Consider the following 17,383-nt stretch of genomic DNA (forward strand, 5'->3'; position numbering starts at 1 on the left):
CGCGAGGCAAAATCCCAGGTCAGCGCGATTGTCAGTGGCGGCCTGCACGATGGACACATACGGCCACAGCGCCGTCACGCGACGACAGGAGGTTCGTCATGCCCGGCAGCTCGAACGCGGCAGCGCGCGACGTCCACCCCGTGCTGCGGCGCTCCTCCGCACCGCCCGCCGCCCTCGACCTGCTCGCCAAGGCCCGCGCCGGACTCGACGAGGCGGGCTCCCTCGACAGCCCCAACGAGCGGTACGCCACGGCCCATCTCGCCGCCCTGCGCACCGCCGCCGCGGTCCTCGCCGCGCGCGGGCGCCCCGAATCCACCCCGCGCAAGCGGCAGCAGATCCGCAGCGCCTGGGACGTGCTGCCCGAGATCGCCCCCGAGCTGGACGAGTGGAGCGCCCTGTTCGCCGCCGGAGCGGCCCGCAGGGCGCGCGCCGAAGCGGGGATACCGGGCGCGGCCGGCGCCCGGGACGCCGACGACCTGATCCGCGACGTCGCCGTGTTCATACGCCTGGTGGAGCGGCTGCTCGCGCTCCAGCCCGCCCTGCCGCGTCCGCGAGCGGGAAGGCCGGGGGAGGAGGACGTCCAGGGGTGACCGAAGATCGCACGTGAGGCCATAGGGTGGGATGCGTTCGCAACCCTCCCGAGGAGTCAACTGCCGTGTCGGACCCGCAGCGCCCCCGCGCCTCCCTTCGTACCGCCGTGGTGTGGGACGTTCTCGAGGACGCCCTTGACCGCAGGGTCAAGGCGGCCGGGAAGGACAGCCTGGACGTCCTCGACACCGGTGGCGGCAGTGGCAACTTCGCCGTGCCCGTGGCCCGCCTCGGCCACCGCGTCACCGTCGTCGACCCCAGCCCCAACGCCCTGTTCGCCCTGGAGCGCCGCGCCGCCGAGGCGGGGGTCGCCGACCGGGTCAACGGCGTCCAGGGCGACATCCACGGCCTGTTCGACGTCGTCGAGCGCGGCGGCTACGACGCGGTGCTGTGCCACGGCGTCCTGGAGTACGTCGACGATCCGGCGGAGGGCGTGCGCCACGCGGTCGAGGCCCTGCGCCCGGGCGGTGCGCTGAGCCTGCTCGCCGCCGGCCTGGGCGGCGCCGTCCTGGCCCGCGCGCTCGCCGGCCACTTCACCGAGGCCCGCCACGCGCTGACCGACCCGGCCGGCCGCTGGGGCGAGGGCGACCCGGTGCCCCGCCGCTTCACCGTCGACCAGCTCACCGAGGCCGTCGAGGCCGCCGGTGTGGAGGTCGGCGCGGTCCACGGCGTGCGCGTCTTCGCCGATCTGGTCCCCGGCGTGCTCGTGGACACCGAGCCCGGCGCCCTGGAGGCGCTGCTCCGGCTGGAAGCCGCCGCCGCCGAACTGCCCGCCTTCCAGTCGGTCGCCACCCAGCTGCACGTCCTGGGTGAAAAGCGCGGCTGACGCGGGCAACGGGCTGATCAGCGGAGCAGCGGCGGACGGAGTACGTCACAGGCCCCCCGATCGCCGCCGGATCCCCGTATGATCGAGGGACACCATCCGGCATGACGGTTCGGAGGACGGGGAATCAACGCCTCACCAGCCGAACCGGCATGGCGGCCCGATCGGTGATTTGGCATTGAGGGCGGGTTTCACGGGGGCGATTCCCTGCCTATCCTGAAAGGGCCGCATACCGGTCGCCCCCCGCGACCGACGACGAGGAGGACTCCGTGCCGCTCTCGGAGCACGAGCAGCGAATGCTCGAGCAGATGGAGCGAGCGCTGTACGCCGAAGATCCCAAGTTCGCGACAGCGCTCGAGGGAAGCGGGCTGCGTACGTACACCCGGCGACGGGTCTACCAGGCGGTCGCCGGCTTCTTGGTGGGTATCGCGCTCCTCATGGCCGGAATGGTCGCCCAGCAAATCTGGATCAGCGTGGTGGGTTTTCTCGTCATGCTCGGCTGTGCGGTCCTGGCGGTCACCGGTTGGCGCAAGGCGCCCAAGCCCGGCGAGCAGCAGCAGTCACCAGGAGGCGCGGCCCCGGGCCGGCAGCCCCGGCAGCGCCGCTCGATGATGGACCGGATCGAAGAGCGGTGGCAGCGCCGCCGCGACGAGCAGGGCCACTGAGCGCGCCGCAGACATCACTCGTCCGACTCCACGCGCTTCTTCCACGGGTGAGGGGTGACCGCTTCCCAGCGGTCACCCCTCACCCGTATCCGTATCCGTGCTATCGGCCCCGGCTCAGCCGCGCTGCCGGGACGGCCGGCGCAGCAGGGCCGACCACCGGTCGGCCACCCGGCGGCGGCTCGCCGCCCACCGGTCCATGACCGTCGCCCAGCGCTCCGAGACCGCCCACAGCACCCGGACGGCTGAGCGCGGCAGCAGCGTCGCGCGCAGACGGGCCGCCGGGCCGAGCGCGGCCCGCAGCCCGCTCCGCACCCGGGCGGCGTCCTCGGCGAGCCCGCTCGCGGGGCGCGGCCACGGGGCGTAGAGCACCTGCTCCACCGCGCTCGCCATCCGGTGCACCGCCTCGGCCGGGCCGCCTTCCAGCCCGCCCAGGCGCACGACGCGCTCGGCCGTGCTGCGGGGCGTGCGCGACTCGTCCGGGACGATGCCGTGGTCCCAGGCCGTGTCGATGACCTCCCGCCAGGCCGCCAGCGTCCGGGCCCCCGCGTCCTCGGCGGTCCGGCCGCCGCGTCCGCCCGACGACAGCCGCCGTGCCCGGACCCGTGTCCGCCACAGCATCGGCAGCAGCGGTATCAGCGCGACCGCCACCACACCGAGCGCGGCCAGCAGCACCGTCCCGACCGGCGTACCCGGATCGGCGGGCGGCAGTTCGCCCGGCGCCGCGGCCTCGCCGCACTCGTCCAGACGCTGCATCCGGGGCGTGCAGCTCGGGTCCGAGGAGGGCGTCGGCGACGGCGCGGCGGAGGCGCTCGCTTCGGGCCGAGCCGGGGTGGGCGTCGCACCCGACGGCGCCTGCGGCCGGGTGTACTCGGGCGCCGTGCCCCGCGTCGGCGTCGGCTCGAACCGGAGCCAGCCCACGCCGTCGAAGTACAGCTCCGGCCAGGCGTGCGCGTCGCGTATGCCGACGGACATGACACCGTCGCCCTGCTGCGTCCCCGGCGTGAAGCCGACCGCCACCCGCGCCGGTATCCCCAGCGTCCGGGCCATCGCCGCCATCGAGAAGGAGAAGTGGACGCAGAAGCCCTCCTTGTCCCTCAGGAACCGGGAGACCGCGGCGACGCCCGTGCCCGAGTCCACCTCGGTGTCGTAGGTGAACCCGCCTTCCACGGCGAACCAGTCCTGCAGCTTCACGGCCCGCTCGTAGTCGCTGCCCGCGCCCATGGTCACTTCCCGCGCGGTCGTCCGCACGTCCTCGGGCAGGGACTCCGGCACGCTCGTGTACTCGCGCACCACCGACTCCGGCGGCGCCGGCGCGTTCGCCAGCCGGCTCGGCGTCGGTTTCAGGACCAGACTCGTCACGGAGTACTGCGTGCCCCGGGTGGTCTGCCCGTCGTCCCCGACGAGCATCCGCCCCTCCGGCTCGTACCTCCAGCGGCCCTCGATGTCGACGGCCGTCGCCGGGTAGGGCAACGGCAGCCACTTCTGCTCGTAGGAGTCGGCGGCCGTGATGTTGGTGGTCACCGACGACGTCTCGACGTCATAGCCGAGCCCCTGCGGCCGGGGCAGCTGCTCCGGCACGTCCCCGACCCTGCGCTCCGACGACTTCCAGGAGGTGCCGTCGAACCGGTCGAGCGTCACCATCCGCAGGTACATGTCCGAGGAGTCCGGGGCGTTGGTGCGGTAGCGCAGCACCTCCCGGTCCTCCGGCTGGTTCAGGTCGTTCTGCAGCGACACCAGCGGGTTGACCGCGGATATCGTGCCCCCGCCGCCCCCGCTCCCGCCGGTGCCCGCCTCGGCCAGCAACCCGCCGCTGAGCGAGGGCAGCGCGGCCGGCACCACCAGCGCGATACCGAGGGCCACCACGCCGATCCGCCGCCCCGTACGCACCGGAGCGGTACCGCCGCCCGACACCGGGAATCCGGTCCCGGCGCGCCCCGCCGGCTTCGCCGGCGCGCCGCCGAAGACCCGGCCCCACTGGGAGATCCGGTCCCGGCCCTCCGCCAGCAGGAGCAGCAGATAGCCGGAGGCGGCCAGCAGGAACCACGGCCAGGTGGAACCGCCGTCGGACAGGCCGGCGGCCACCGAGTACAGCGCGAGCAGCGGCAGCCCCGCGGGAGCGGCGCTGCGGAACGTCACCGCCAGCGCGTCCACCGCCAGCCCGATCAGCAGCACCCCGCCGATCAGCATCAGCCGGATGCCGTCGGTCGCGGGCGCGGGCGTCGCGTACTGCCCGACGTCCTCGGCGCCGGCCTGCAGCAGCGCGGCGAGCCGCTGGACCGCCTCCGGTCCCGGCAGCACACCGGCCACCGCCTGCTCGCGGGCGAAGACCACCGTCAGCGTCAGCACGGCCAGCACGACCTGGGCCGCCAGGGTCAGCGCCCTGGCCGGCGTGAACCGCCGCACCAGCGCGCCCGCCCCGCTCAGGACCGCCAGCAGCAGCGCCGCCTGCACGAACCAGCCGACCTGGATCACCAGCGGCAGCAGCGCACCCGACGCCATCAGCGTGGCGGCGTACGCGCACAGCGCCAGCCTCGCGCGACCGCTCATGACCAACCCCCTGAAGACCCTGTCGTGCCGCCGCCCGGCGCGCCCGACTCCATCCGCGTGTGCCCGGCGAGCCGCCACAGGCCGGCCAGCGACGCACCCGGCGCCACGGCCAGCGCGGTCCACCCCGCCTCGGACAGACGGCGCACGCTGTCCTCGGCGGTCCTCGGCACCTCGCCGCCGGACAGCCAGGCGCCGCTGTCGAGGACGAAGGCGACCGCCGCGCCGCTGCGCTGCCGCATCCGGGCGGCCACCGCCGCCTGCTCCTCGTCGAGGTCGCCGACGAAGGCGACCAGCAGCCCCTCGCTCCCGAGGCGCAGCACGTCGTACGCGCGCGACAGGCCCAGGCCGTCGGAGTGGTCCACGATCGCGAGCGTGTCCATCAGCAGCCCGGCGGCGTCCGCCGAGTCCTGCGTGGCACCGACGAAGCCGTCCGAGCCCTCACCGGGCAGCGGGCTCCCGGTGTCCGTCAGCAGCCGCACCTCGAAGCCCCGCTCCAGCATGTGCACCAGCACGGAGGCCGCGCCCGTGACCGCCCACTCGAAGGCCGAGTCCGGCCCGCCGCCCTGGTACGCCACGGCGCGGGTGTCCAGCAGCACCGTGCACCTGGCCCGGTGCGGCTGCTCCTCGCGCCGCACCATCAGCTCGCCGTAGCGGGCGGTGGAGCGCCAGTGCACCCGCCGCAGGTCGTCGCCGTAGCGGTACTCGCGCGGGATGACGTCGTCGTCGCCGGCCACCGCCAGCGCGCGCTGCCGCCCGTCGCCGTACCCCGGCGCGTCACCCGCCAGCCGCACCAGCGGCAGCGGTTCCGTGCGCGGTACGACCGTGAGTGTGTCGTAGGCGCTGAACGAACGGGTCAGCTCGCACATGCCGAACGGGTCGTTCAGCCGCAGCTGCAACGGCCCCAGCGGATAGCGGCCGCGCAGGTCGGAGCGGACCCGGTACGACACCTCGCGGCGCCCGCCCGCCTCGACCCGGTCCAGTACGAACCGGGGCCGCGGCCCCAGCACGTACGGCACGTGGTCCTGGAGCATCAGCAGCCCGGTGGGCAGCCGCGAGACGTTGTCCATGCGCAGGTGCACCCGCGCCTCCGCCCCGGCGGGAACCCGCTGGGGGCTGAGCCGCCGTCCGGCCACCACCCGGTAGCGGGTGCGGTAGAGCACGACCACGCACACCAGCGGCAGCACGGCGAGCAGCAGCCCGACCCGCAGCAGGTCGCCCTGGCCCAGCACATAGGCGCAGATCACCGCCGCGACACCGGCCGCGAGGAACGACCGGCCGCGCGTGGTCAGCCCGGCGAGGGCGGCCCGTGCCCCGCCGCCTCTGCTCTCCCCGCCCCTGCTGTCGCCGCCCGTGCCCGCGCCGTCGGCGGCGGGCCCGGAGGCCGCCATCAAAGCCGCCGTACGCCGGGCTGCTGCCGGCCGTAGAGCGGGGCCGGACCGGCACCCGGCATCGGAGCCGGGGCGGCCGGCTGCGGGGCGGCCGTCGGCACCGGGATGCGCTGGAGTATCTCCAGCACCACCTGCTCGGAGGTGCGCCGGTTCAGCTGCGCCTGCGCGGTCGGCAGCAGCCGGTGCGCCAGGACCGCGACGGCCAGCGCCTGGACGTCGTCCGGCAGGGCGTAGTCCCGGCCCTGGAGCGCGGCCGAGGCCTTGGCGGCGCGCAGCAGGTGCAGCGTGGCGCGCGGCGAGGCGCCGAGCCGGAGCTCCGGGTGGCTGCGGGTCGCGGAGACCAGCTCCACGGCGTACCGCCGGACGGCCTCGGCGACATGGACCGACCGGACCGCGTCGACGAGCTTCACGATGTCGTGCGCGTGCGCCACCGGCTGGAGGTCGTCGAGCGGCGACACGGCGCCGTGGACGTCGAGCATCGCCAGCTCGGCCTCGGGGCTGGGGTAGCCCATCGAGACGCGTGCCATGAAGCGGTCGCGCTGCGCCTCGGGCAGCGGATAGGTGCCCTCCATCTCCACCGGGTTCTGCGTGGCCACCACCATGAAGGGGCTGGGCAGTTCGTAGGTCTGTCCGTCGATGGTGACCTGGCGCTCCTCCATCGACTCCAGCAGCGCGGACTGGGTCTTCGGCGAGGCGCGGTTGATCTCGTCGCCGATCACGATCTGCGCGAAGATCGCTCCCGGCTTGAACTCGAAGTCGCGGCGCTGCTGGTCGTATATCGAGACACCGGTGATGTCCGAGGGCAGCAGGTCGGGCGTGAACTGGATACGCCGGACCGAACAGTCGATGGACCGCGCCAGCGCCTTGGCCAGCATGGTCTTGCCGACGCCGGGCACGTCCTCGATGAGGAGGTGCCCCTCGGCGAGCAGCACGGTCAGCGAAAGCCGTACGACCTCAGGCTTGCCCTCGATCACAGCCTCGACCGACCTGCGGACACGCTCCGCTGTGGCGGTCAGATCTGTGAGGCTCGCTCGATCGTCATAACGATCGTCATAGGTCGTCACCCGGCCCTCCTCGGCCCGTTCCATGGGCCGTGCGCGGCTGACGGCCCGGCCCACCCTTGAAACACGGACACCGTCTCCGAACCATTCAGCGAAGGTGTCACCCCGCATTGTTGTTGGCCTTGCCCGTGGCTGTCACTCGGCCACCGTCGGCCTGTGGATAACCACGGTCGATATGTCGGAGGTTGCGGTGCTTTCGGGTAGTGCCGGGCCGCGAAAATTCGCAGAAATTCGCGGAGCTGCCCGAAGGCGCGGAGACGCGCCGGGGGCCCGGTCAGGAAGCGGCGGCAGCGGTGTCGGCGGCGGCGTCGATCTCGCGCAGCAGACCCGTGTGCACGTCGAACACGAAGCCGCGCACGTCGTCGGTGTGCAGCAGGAACGGCGACGTGCGCACCCGCTGCATCGACTGCCGCACGTCCTGGTCGACGTCGCGGAACGACTCGACGGCCCACGTCGGCCGCTGCCCGACCTCGGTCTCCAGCTCCTGCCGGAACTCCTCGGTCAGGATCTCCAGGCCGCAGCCCGTGTGGTGCACCAGCATCACGCTGCGGGTGCCGAGCGCGCGCTGGCTGATGGTGAGCGAGCGGATCACGTCGTCGGTGACCACGCCGCCGGCGTTGCGGATGGTGTGGCAGTCGCCCAGCTCCAGGCCGAGCGCGGCGTGCAGGTCGAGGCGGGCGTCCATGCAGGCGACCACGGCGACCTGGAGCACGGGCCGCGCGTCCATCCCGGGGTCCTTGAAGTCGGCGGCGTAGCGCTCGTTCGCCTCGACGAGACGGTCGGTGACCGTGCCGGCGGTACGTACATCGCGGGTCGAGGAGTGCGCAGAAGTCGACATGTCACCGACGTTAACCGTCACAGCGGACGGGCAGCGGTGGTGAGATGGGACAAAGAGCGTCAACGCATCTTTTGTGAGCTACCCCACAGGGGTGAGGGGATTGGCCCCGTACGGGTGAGCTGTCCGGGAATGGCCCCCTTGCGCGGACGGGCCGTGCGACGCGCTGCCCGGTTGATTGACCGGGCGGGGGAGTGGACTAAAGTGACGCGAAGTTCACGGAGACATTGAGCGAATCCCAGAGAATTCCGCAGTTTCTCCCCCGCGTGTGCGGCGGTACGTACGGCTCGGCCTCCTCCCGCTCACCGGGTCGGCCGACGCCCGACCCGGCGCCGGCCCGGCAGCGCGTACGGCCGCGCCGGATCTGAGAGGGCGCATGAGCGAGCGCAGCGAGAGCCGACACGTCCCGGTGATGCTCCGGCGGTGCCTGGACATGCTGGCCCCCGCCCTGGGGAAGCCGGGCGCCGTGGTCGTCGACTGCACCCTCGGCCTCGGCGGCCACAGCGAGGCACTGCTGACCCGCTTCCCCGAGGCACGGCTGATCGCCCTGGACCGGGACACCGAGGCGCTGCGGCTCTCCGGCGAGCGGCTCGCGAAGTTCGGCGACCGCGCCACCCTCGTACACGCCGTCTACGACGAGCTGCCCGAGGTCCTCGAGCGCCTCTCGGTCCCGCGCGTCCAGGGCGTCCTGTTCGACCTCGGCGTCTCCTCCATGCAGCTCGACGAGGCGGACCGCGGCTTCGCGTACGCCCAGGACGCCCCGCTCGACATGCGCATGGACCAGACGACCGGCATCAGCGCCGCCGAGGTCCTCAACACCTACCCGCCCGGCGAACTGGTCCGCATCCTGCGCCAGTACGGCGAGGAGAAGCAGGCCAAGCGGATCGTGGCGGCGATCGTGCGGGAGCGGGAGAAGGAACCGTTCACCCACAGCGCCCGGCTGGTGGAGCTGATCCGCAACGCCCTGCCGCAGGCCGCCAAGCGCACCGGCGGCAACCCCGCCAAGCGCACCTTCCAGGCCCTGCGCATCGAGGTCAACGGCGAACTGTCGGTCCTGGAACGGGCCATCCCCGCCGCCGTGAAGGCCCTCGCGGTCGGCGGCCGGATCGCCGTCCTGTCGTACCACTCGCTGGAGGACCGGCTGGTCAAGCAGGTCTTCGCGGCGGGCGCCGCCACCACCGCACCGCCCGGCCTGCCCGTCGTACCCGAGCAGTACCAGCCGCGCCTGAAGCTGCTGACCCGCGGCGCGGAGCTGCCCACCGAGGAGGAGGTCGCCGAGAACCGCCGCGCAGCCCCCGCCCGGTTCAGGGCGGCGGAACGGATCAGGGAGGACGTTTTGTGAGCGACGCGTGCGAGGCCGCCGGGCCGCGGACGACGACGAAAGCCGCACCTCTGTGCCGAGCAGGCGGAGAAGCGAGGGAGAGGAACACGTGACCAAGGCGGGACCTCTGAAGGGGCGGGCCGCGCGGCTCGCGCAGCTCATGCCGTCCGGGCCCAGTACCGCCGCCCGTACCCCTTTCGTCCTGCTGGTCGTGCTGCTCCTCGGCGGCGGTCTGATCACCCTGCTGCTGCTCAACTCCTCCCTCAACGAGGGCTCCTTCAAGCTCAGCGAACTCAAGAAGAGGACCACCGAACTCACCGACGAGGAACAGGAACTCCAGCGGGACGTGGACGACCGTTCCGCCCCCGACGCCCTGGAGCGGCGGGCACGCGAGCTCGGCATGGTGCCCGGCGGCAGCCCCGTCTTCCTCGACCCCGACGGCACCGTCCGCGGCGTGCCCAGCCCGGCCGGAGCCCCGCCCGCGCAGCCGCCCGCGTACCCGAACACCCCCGGCAGGTGACGAGTGCCCCCGACGCAGCCCCCGCCCCCGCGCCGGCGTGTGCCGGCCCCCGCGCGCCCCGCCCAGGGCCGCCCGCGCCCGTCGAGGGGGCCCGCCCGGCCGCGGTCCCGGCCCCAGCCGCGTACGGTCCGGCTCGCCAGCCCCCGGCCCCGGCTGCGGCTGGTCAGCCTCGGCCTGACGCTGGTGATGCTGACGTTCGTCGTACGGCTCCTCCAGGTCCAGGCCGTCAACGCCGACGCGTACGCCGCCAAGGCGGGGAAGAACCGCTACCTCAGCCACAAGCTCACCGCCGAGCGCGGTGAGATCACCGACCGCGCCGGCATCGCGCTGGCCGCCAGCGTCGACGCGTACGACATCACCGCCGACCCCAAGATGTTCACGCCCGAGGAGAGCAAGGCCCCCGACGCGCCCGAGCAGGCCGCCGCCCTCCTCGCGCCCATCCTCGGCAAGGACCCCGCCGAGCTGGTCAAGAAGCTCAAGGCGCCCAAGTCCCGCTACGCGCTGCTGGCCCGCCGCCAGACGCCGCAGGTGTGGAAGCAGATCAAGGACCTGAAGAACGTCTTCGCCGAGAAGGCCCGCGCCGAGAAGGCCAAGGGCGGCCCCGGCGTCAGCGTCCTCGCGGGCGTCTTCAACGAACCCAGCAGCACACGCGTGTACCCCAACGGCACCCTCGCCGCCGGGATACTGGGCTACGTCAGGTCCGACGGCCGCGGCGGCGGAGGACTGGAGTCCATGCTCGAGAAGGAGCTGGCCGGCAAGGACGGCGAGATCACCTACGCCCAGTCCGGCGGCCGCCGGGTGCCCACCGCCGGCGCACGCGAGACCCCGGCCGTCCCCGGCTCCGACATCGAGCTGACCATCGACCGGGACATCCAGTGGGCCGCCCAGCAGGCCATCACCGAGCAGGTCGAGGCCTCCCGCGCGGACCGCGGCTACGTCATCGTGCAGGACGTCCGCACCGGCGAGGTCCTGGCCATGGCCAACGCCCCCGGCTTCGACCCCAACGACCTCTCCCAGGCCGACTCCGCCGCCATGGGCAACGCGGCCCTGCAGGACGCGTACGAGCCCGGCTCCACCAGCAAGGTGATGTCGATGGCCGCCGTCCTGGAGGAGGGCGCGGCGACGCCCTCGACCCACGTCGTCGTCCCCAACCGGCTGCACCGCGGCGACCGGCTCTTCAAGGACGACATCGACCACCCCACCTGGTACCTGACGCTCAACGGCGTCCTCGCCAAGTCCAGCAACATCGGCACCATCCTGGCCACCGGCCAGCTCGGCGACACCCAGGCCGAGGCGAACCGCGTCCTCCACTCGTACCTGCGCAAGTTCGGCATCGGCCGCCCCACCGGGCTCGGCTACCCCGGAGAGACGTCCGGCATCCTCGCCAAGCCGGAGGACTGGTCGACCTCGCAGCAGTACACGATCCCCTTCGGGCAGGGCCTGTCGGTCAACGCCATGCAGGCGGCGTCCGTCTACTCGACCATCGCCAACGGGGGCGTACGCGTGGCCCCCACCCTGGTACGCGGCACCAAGGGCCCCGACGGCCGGTTCACCCCGGCGCCCGCCCCCGAGGAGACCCGGGTCGTCAGCGAGAAGACCGCCAGGACGCTGGCCGCGATGCTGGAGTCGGTCGTCGGCGACGAGGAGGGCACCGGCACCAAGGCCGCGATCCCCGGCTACCGCGTCGCCGGGAAGACCGGCACCGCCAACCGCGTCGACCCCCAACTCGGCCGGTACAAGGGCTACACCGCCTCCTTCGCCGGCTTCGCGCCCGCCGACAAACCACGCGTCACGGTCTACTGCGCCATCCAGAACCCCACCAGGGGCAGCTACTTCGGCGGCCAGATCTGCGGCCCCATCTACAAGAAGGTCATGGAATTCGCCCTCAAGACCCTGCAAGTCCCCCCGACCGGCGAAGCGCCCCCCCGGCTGCCGGTCACCTTCAAACCCGGCGAGTGAGCCGACGGGAGCACCCAGTGACATCCACCACCCCCGATCCCGGGAACCGTTTCGGCAGCCCCGGCGCCGCGGCGGCCTCTTTTGGCCCGATCACGGGTACGCCCGGTACGCTCACCGCCGTGCCACACGCTGATCAGTCCCGAACCGCCCAGAAGGACGCCCCCGCGAAACACCCGGGAGCGCCCCGTCCGGCCCAGGTCCGCCCCACACCCCTGGGCGAGCTCGCCGCCCGGCTGGACATCCCGGCGCAGGGCGGCGCAGAGGTGACCGGGATCACCCACGACTCGCGGGCCGTGCGCCCCGGGGACGTGTACGCCGCGCTGCCGGGCGCCCGCCTCCACGGCGCCGACTTCGCCGGCCAGGCCGCCGACCTGGGCGCCGTCGCGATCCTCACCGACCCGACGGGCGCCGACCGCGCCGCCGCCACCGGACTCCCGGTCCTGGTCACCGAGGACCCGCGCGTCCGCATGGGCGAACTCGCCGCCGAGATCTACGGGCGGCCGGGCGAGGACCTGCTCCAGATCGGCATCACCGGCACCTCCGGCAAGACCACCACCGCCTACCTCGTCGAAGGCGGCCTCAAGGCGGCCGGGCACCGCACCGGACTCATCGGCACCGTCGAGATGCGCATCGGCGACGAGCGCCTCAAGTCCGAACGCACCACCCCCGAGGCCACCGACCTCCAGGCCCTGTTCGCCGTGATGCGCGAACGCGGCACCCAGTCGGTCGCCATGGAGGTCTCCAGCCACGCCCTCGTGCTCGGCCGGGTCGACGGCTGCGTCTTCGACGTCGCCGTCTTCAACAACCTCAGCCCGGAGCACATGGAGTTCCACTCCGACATGGAGGACTACTTCCAGGCCAAGGCGCAGCTCTTCACGCCGCGCCGCAGCCGCCTCGGAGTGGTCAACCTCGACGACGAGTACGGCAGGAGGCTCACCAAGGAGGCCACCGTCCCCGTCGTCACCTTCTCCGCCGAGGGGCACCCCGACGCCGACTGGCGCGCCGAGGGCGTCGAAATCGGCCCCCTGGGCAGTACGTTCACGATCCTCGGCCCGAACGGCGAGCGCGTGGCCGCCAAGGCCCCGCTGCCCGGCACGTTCAACGTCGCCAACACCCTCGCAGCCGTCGCCGCCCTCGCCGTCGCCGGGGTCGACCCGCAGACCGCCGCCGACGGCGTCGCCGCCGTCCCCGGCGTCCCCGGGCGCCTGGAGCGCGTCGACGCGGGCCAGCCGTACCTCGCGGTCGTCGACTACGCCCACAAGACGGACGCCGTCGAATCGGTCCTGCGCGCCCTGCGCAAGGTCACCGAGGGCAGGCTGCACGTCGTCCTCGGCTGCGGCGGCGACCGGGACACCACCAAACGCGGCCCGATGGGAGCCGCCGCGGCGCGCCTCGCCGACACCGCCGTACTGACCTCCGACAACCCCCGCTCCGAGGACCCGCTCGCGATCCTCGCCGCGATGCTCGCCGGCGCCGCCGAGGTGCCGGTCCACGAGCGCGGCGAGGTCGTGGTGTTCGAGGACCGGGCGGCCGCGATCGCCGCCGCCGTGGCGCGCGCGAAGCCCGGCGACACCGTGCTGGTCGCGGGCAAGGGCCACGAGCAGGGCCAGGACGTCGCAGGGGTGGTACGCCCCTTCGACGACCGCCAGGTCCTGCGCGAAGCAATCCATAACAGTCAGGGATGAAGTAGTGATCGCCCTCTCCCTCGCCGAGATCGCCGAAATCGTCGGCGGGCAGACGCACGACATACCGGATCCGGCCATTCAGGTCACCGGGCCCGTCGTCCGCGACTCCCGCGAGATCGAACCCGGCAGCCTCTTCGTCGCCTTCGTCGGCGAACGCGTCGACGGCCACGACTACGCGCCCCAGGCCCTCGAGGCCGGTGCGGTGGCCGTGCTGGCGACCCGTCCGGTCGGGGTGCCGGCCATCGTCGTGGACGACGTCCAGACGGCCCTCGGTGCGCTCGCCCGCGCGGTCGTACGGCGCCTGGGCACACCGGTCGTCGCGCTGACCGGCTCGGCCGGCAAGACCAGCACCAAGGACCTCATCGCCCAGGTCCTCCAGCGCAAGGGGCCCACCGTCTGGACGCCGGGCTCCCTCAACAACGAGATCGGCCTGCCGCTCACCGCGCTGCGCGCCACCCGGGACACCGAGCACCTCGTCCTGGAGATGGGAGCGCGCGGAATCGGCCACATCCGGTACCTGACCGAGCTGACCCCGCCGACCATAGGGCTCGTGCTGAACGTGGGCTCCGCCCACATCGGCGAGTTCGGCGGCCGCGAGCAGATCGCGCAGGCCAAGGGCGAGCTCGTGGAGGCCCTGCCCCCGGCCGACGAGGGCGGCGTCGCCGTCCTGAACGCCGACGACCCGCTCGTACGGGCCATGGAAAGCCGCACCCGCGCGCGCGTGACGCTCTTCGGCGAGGCCGAGAACGCCCACGTACGTGCCGAGAATGTCCGGCTCATGGAGAACGGACGGCCCTCTTTCAAGCTTCACACACCCACCGGGTGCAGCGACGTGACCTTGCGCCTGTACGGTGAGCACCACGTGTCGAACGCGCTCGCCGCGGCCGCCGTCGCCCATGAGCTGGGCATGTCCGTCGACGAGATCGCCACCGCGCTCTCCGAGGCGGGCTCCCTCTCCCGCTGGCGCATGGAGGTCACCGAGCGTCCGGACGGTGTGACGATCGTCAACGACGCCTACAACGCGAACCCCGAGTCCATGCGAGCCGCCCTGCGCGCGCTCGCGGCCATGGGCAAGGCCGCACAGGCCAAGGGGGGCCGTACGTGGGCGGTGCTCGGCCAGATGGCCGAGCTCGGCGACGAGTCGCTCGCCGAGCACGACGCGGTCGGACGGCTCGCCGTCCGGCTCAATGTCGGCAAGCTCGTCGCGGTCGGGGGCAGGGAAGCGTCCTGGCTGCAACTGGGCGCATATAACGAGGGTTCGTGGGGTGAGGAGTCGGTGCACGTGTCCGACGCGCAGGCGGCGATCGACCTGTTGCGCAGTGAGCTGCGCCCGGGTGACGTCGTGCTGGTGAAGGCTTCCAGGTCGGTCGGGCTCGAGCGGGTCGCCCTGGCACTGCTCGAGAACGCTGCCGAGGGCGAGGTCGCCGGCCGATGAGGCAGATCCTCTTCGCGGGGGCCATCGGGCTCTTCCTGACCCTGATCGGTACGCCGCTGCTGATCAAGCTCCTGGCCCGCAAGGGATACGGGCAGTTCATCCGGGACGACGGCCCGCGCACGCACGGCAGCAAGAAGGGCACGCCCACCATGGGCGGCATCTCCTTCATCCTGGCCACACTCATCGCGTACGCCCTGGCCAAGGTCATCACCGGCGAGGACCCGACGTACTCGGGTCTCCTGGTGCTGTTCCTGATGGCCGGTATGGGCCTGGTCGGTTTCCTCGACGACTACATCAAGATCGTCAAGCAGCGTTCGCTCGGCCTGCGGGCCAAGGCGAAGATGGCCGGCCAGCTGATCGTCGGCATCGCCTTCGCGATCCTGGCCCTGCAGTTCGCGGACGCGCGCGGCCAGACCCCGGCCTCCACCAGGCTGTCCTTCATCACCGACTTCGGCTGGTCCATCGGTCCGGTGCTGTTCGTGGTGTGGGCGCTCTTCATGATCCTGGCCATGTCGAACGGCGTGAACCTGACCGACGGTCTGGACGGCCTCGCCACCGGCGCCTCGGTGATGGTCTTCGGCGCGTACACCTTCATCGGGCTCTGGCAGTTCCAGGAGTCCTGCGCCAACGCCATGACCCTGACGAACCCGAACGCCTGTTTCGAGGTGCGCGACCCGCTCGACCTCGCCGTCGTCGCCTCCGCCCTCATGGGCGCCTGCTTCGGCTTCCTGTGGTGGAACACCTCGCCCGCGAAGATCTTCATGGGTGACACCGGCTCCCTCGCCCTCGGCGGCGCGCTGGCGGGCCTCGCCATCTGCTCCCGCACGGAGCTGCTGCTGGCCCTCCTGGGCGGCCTCTTCGTGCTGATCACCCTCTCCGTGGTCATCCAGGTCGGCTCCTTCCGCATGACCGGCAAGCGCGTCTTCCGGATGGCGCCCCTCCAGCACCACTTCGAACTCAAGGGGTGGTCCGAGGTCCTGGTCGTGGTCCGGTTCTGGATCATCCAGGGCATGTGCGTCATCGTGGGTCTGGGGCTCTTCTACGCGGGATGGGCAGCCGACAAGTGAGTACCACCTGGCAGGGCAAGAACGTCACCGTCGCCGGCATGGGCGTGAGCGGCATCCCCGCCGCCCGCGTCCTGCACGGCCTCGGGGCACGCGTCACGGTCGTCAACGACGGCGACGACGAGCGCTCCCGTACGCAGGCGGCCGAGCTGGAGGCGGAAGGCATCACCGTCCGCCTCGGCGACGGGGCGACCCTGCCGGAGGGCACCGAACTCATCGTCACCACGCCCGGCTGGGCGCCCGGCAAGCCGCTGTTCGCCGCGGCGGCCGAGGCCGGCGTCCCGGTCTGGGGCGACGTCGAGCTGGCCTGGCGCCTGCGCGGCCCGGACGCCGCGCCCTGGCTCGCGGTGACCGGCACCAACGGCAAGACCACCACCGTGCGGATGCTCGCCTCCATCCTGGAGGCGGCCGGCCTGCGGACGGCGGCCGTCGGCAACATCGGCGTCTCGCTCCTCGACGCCGTCCTCGGCGAGGAGCGGTACGACGTCCTCGCCGTCGAGCTGTCCAGCTACCAGCTCCACTGGGCGCCCTCGCTGCGTGCCCACTCCGCCGCCGTGCTCAACCTGGCGCCGGACCACCTCGACTGGCACGGCTCCATGGAGGCGTACGCCGCCGACAAGGGCCGCGTCTACGAGGGCAACCGGGTCGCCTGCGTCTACAACGTCCAGGACCCCGTCACCGAGCACCTGGTCCGCGAGGCGGACGTCGAGGAGGGCTGCCGCGCCATCGGCTTCACCCTCGGCACGCCCGGCCCCTCCCAGCTCGGCGTCGTCGACGACCTCCTGGTGGACCGCGCCTTCGTCGAGAACCGGCAGAAGCAGGCCCAGGAGCTCGCCGAGATCTCCGACGTGAACCCCCCGGCGCCGCACAACATCGCGAACGCCCTCGCCGCAGCCGCCCTCGCCCGCGCCTTCGGCGTCGAGCCGAAGGCCGTACGCGACGGGCTGCGCGCCTTCCGTCCCGACCCGCACCGCATCGAGCTGGTCGAGGAGGTCGAGGGCGTGGCGTACGTCGACGACTCCAAGGCCACCAACACGCACGCCGCCGAGGCGTCGCTCGCCGCGTACGACCCCATCGTCTGGATCGCCGGCGGCCTCGCCAAGGGCGCCACCTTCGACGAGCTGGTCGAGAAGTCGGCGAAGCGGCTGCGCGGCGTGGTGCTCATCGGCGCCGACCGCGCTCTGATCCGCGAAGCCCTGGCGCGACACGCCCCCGAGGTACCGGTCGTCGACCTCGACCGGACCGACACTGGGGCGATGTCCGCGGCGGTGGAGGAAGCGGCCCGGCTGGCCGAGCCCGGGGATACGGTTCTGCTGGCCCCGGCCTGCGCCTCCATGGACATGTTCGTCAACTACAACAAGCGGGGCGAGGCGTTCGCGGACGCGGTCCGGGCCCTCGCCGCCGGCCGCGCCTGACCATCGACCAGGTCCCGCGCCGCCGGGCACGACCGGAGCGACTGGAGGGGACGGCGACCATGCGGGCCCAGCACACC

At 72.9% G+C, this 17,383-nt stretch carries 14 protein-coding genes; 10 read left to right on the forward strand and 4 right to left on the reverse strand.

Annotation, left to right across the window (positions count from 1 at the left end; translation table 11 throughout):
- Positions 1 to 98: 98 nt before the first annotated feature.
- From AB0A69_RS02670 to AB0A69_RS02680, 3 genes are all read left to right on the forward strand, one after another.
- Complete coding sequence (locus AB0A69_RS02670) at positions 99 to 590, forward strand: SAV_6107 family HEPN domain-containing protein (RefSeq protein WP_361414524.1); 492 nt, start codon at positions 99 to 101, stop codon at positions 588 to 590.
- 65 nt (positions 591 to 655) lie between these two features.
- Positions 656 to 1,414 (forward strand): methyltransferase, encoded by a 759-nt coding sequence (locus tag AB0A69_RS02675; protein WP_361414526.1) that lies wholly within the window; start codon positions 656 to 658, stop codon positions 1,412 to 1,414.
- A 266-nt stretch (positions 1,415 to 1,680) separates the two neighbouring features.
- On the forward strand, positions 1,681 to 2,076 hold the full coding sequence (locus tag AB0A69_RS02680) for a DUF3040 domain-containing protein (RefSeq protein ID WP_361414528.1): 396 nt from the start codon (positions 1,681 to 1,683) through the stop codon (positions 2,074 to 2,076).
- Positions 2,077 to 2,190: 114 nt separating this feature from the next.
- On the opposite strand, the gene AB0A69_RS02685 is transcribed toward AB0A69_RS02680, so the two are convergent.
- The 4 genes from AB0A69_RS02685 to AB0A69_RS02700 form a co-directional block, all read right to left on the reverse strand.
- Positions 2,191 to 4,623: a DUF3488 and transglutaminase-like domain-containing protein gene (locus AB0A69_RS02685; protein ID WP_361414530.1), complete on the reverse strand. Its 2,433-nt coding sequence runs from the start codon at positions 4,621 to 4,623 to the stop codon at positions 2,191 to 2,193.
- Entirely contained in the window at positions 4,620 to 6,011 is a 1,392-nt protein-coding gene (locus AB0A69_RS02690; protein ID WP_361414532.1) for a DUF58 domain-containing protein, read from the reverse strand. The genes AB0A69_RS02685 and AB0A69_RS02690 overlap by 4 nt, the downstream gene beginning before the upstream one ends.
- On the reverse strand, positions 6,011 to 7,099 hold the full coding sequence (locus AB0A69_RS02695; protein ID WP_361414534.1) for a MoxR family ATPase: 1,089 nt from the start codon (positions 7,097 to 7,099) through the stop codon (positions 6,011 to 6,013). Before AB0A69_RS02695 ends, AB0A69_RS02690 begins: the two co-directional genes overlap by 1 nt.
- 247 nt (positions 7,100 to 7,346) lie before the next feature.
- Complete coding sequence (locus AB0A69_RS02700) at positions 7,347 to 7,910, reverse strand: carbonic anhydrase (protein WP_361414536.1); 564 nt, start codon at positions 7,908 to 7,910, stop codon at positions 7,347 to 7,349.
- 373 nt (positions 7,911 to 8,283) lie between these two features.
- Here AB0A69_RS02700 and rsmH point away from each other — a divergent pair, with 373 nt between their 5' ends.
- The 7 genes from rsmH (at position 8,284) to murD (ending at position 17,306) form a co-directional block, all read left to right on the forward strand.
- On the forward strand, positions 8,284 to 9,249 hold the full coding sequence (gene rsmH / locus AB0A69_RS02705; protein WP_361414538.1) for a 16S rRNA (cytosine(1402)-N(4))-methyltransferase RsmH: 966 nt from the start codon (positions 8,284 to 8,286) through the stop codon (positions 9,247 to 9,249).
- An 88-nt stretch (positions 9,250 to 9,337) separates the two neighbouring features.
- Entirely contained in the window at positions 9,338 to 9,748 is a 411-nt protein-coding gene (locus AB0A69_RS02710) for a septum formation initiator family protein (RefSeq protein WP_361414540.1), read from the forward strand.
- 3 nt (positions 9,749 to 9,751) lie between these two features.
- A complete protein-coding gene (locus tag AB0A69_RS02715) occupies positions 9,752 to 11,707 on the forward strand; it encodes a penicillin-binding protein 2 (protein WP_361414542.1) in 1,956 nt (651 codons plus the stop codon).
- Positions 11,708 to 11,796: 89 nt separating this feature from the next.
- The gene (locus AB0A69_RS02720; RefSeq protein WP_361415183.1) at positions 11,797 to 13,392 is read left to right on the forward strand and encodes a UDP-N-acetylmuramoyl-L-alanyl-D-glutamate--2,6-diaminopimelate ligase; all 1,596 of its coding nucleotides are present in this window, start codon (positions 11,797 to 11,799) and stop codon (positions 13,390 to 13,392) included.
- 4 nt (positions 13,393 to 13,396) lie between these two features.
- Entirely contained in the window at positions 13,397 to 14,827 is a 1,431-nt protein-coding gene (gene murF / locus AB0A69_RS02725; protein ID WP_361414544.1) for a UDP-N-acetylmuramoyl-tripeptide--D-alanyl-D-alanine ligase, read from the forward strand.
- Positions 14,824 to 15,894: a phospho-N-acetylmuramoyl-pentapeptide-transferase gene (mraY, locus tag AB0A69_RS02730; protein WP_361414546.1), complete on the forward strand. Its 1,071-nt coding sequence runs from the start codon at positions 14,824 to 14,826 to the stop codon at positions 15,892 to 15,894. Before murF ends, mraY begins: the two co-directional genes overlap by 4 nt.
- Positions 15,876 to 17,306 (forward strand): UDP-N-acetylmuramoyl-L-alanine--D-glutamate ligase, encoded by a 1,431-nt coding sequence (gene murD, locus AB0A69_RS02735; RefSeq protein ID WP_361414548.1) that lies wholly within the window; start codon positions 15,876 to 15,878, stop codon positions 17,304 to 17,306. Before mraY ends, murD begins: the two co-directional genes overlap by 19 nt.
- Positions 17,307 to 17,383: the final 77 nt, after the last annotated feature.

Source organism: Streptomyces sp. NPDC045431, from assembly GCF_040646655.1.
Lineage (GTDB): Bacteria > Actinomycetota > Actinomycetes > Streptomycetales > Streptomycetaceae > Streptomyces.

Excerpts from the sequence above, each read along its gene's own strand:
- AB0A69_RS02670 (WP_361414524.1), top strand. The coding sequence starts at position 99 with ATGCCCGGCAGCTCGAACGCGGCAGCGCGCGACGTCCACCCCGTGCTG.
- AB0A69_RS02685 (WP_361414530.1), bottom strand. The coding sequence starts at position 4,623 with ATGAGCGGTCGCGCGAGGCTGGCGCTGTGCGCGTACGCCGCCACGCTG.
- AB0A69_RS02690 (WP_361414532.1), bottom strand. The coding sequence starts at position 6,011 with ATGGCGGCCTCCGGGCCCGCCGCCGACGGCGCGGGCACGGGCGGCGAC.
- AB0A69_RS02695 (WP_361414534.1), bottom strand. The coding sequence starts at position 7,099 with ATGGAACGGGCCGAGGAGGGCCGGGTGACGACCTATGACGATCGTTAT.
- AB0A69_RS02700 (WP_361414536.1), bottom strand. The coding sequence starts at position 7,910 with ATGTCGACTTCTGCGCACTCCTCGACCCGCGATGTACGTACCGCCGGC.
- rsmH (WP_361414538.1), top strand. The coding sequence starts at position 8,284 with ATGAGCGAGCGCAGCGAGAGCCGACACGTCCCGGTGATGCTCCGGCGG.
- mraY (WP_361414546.1), top strand. The coding sequence starts at position 14,824 with ATGAGGCAGATCCTCTTCGCGGGGGCCATCGGGCTCTTCCTGACCCTG.
- murD (WP_361414548.1), top strand. The coding sequence starts at position 15,876 with ATGGGCAGCCGACAAGTGAGTACCACCTGGCAGGGCAAGAACGTCACC.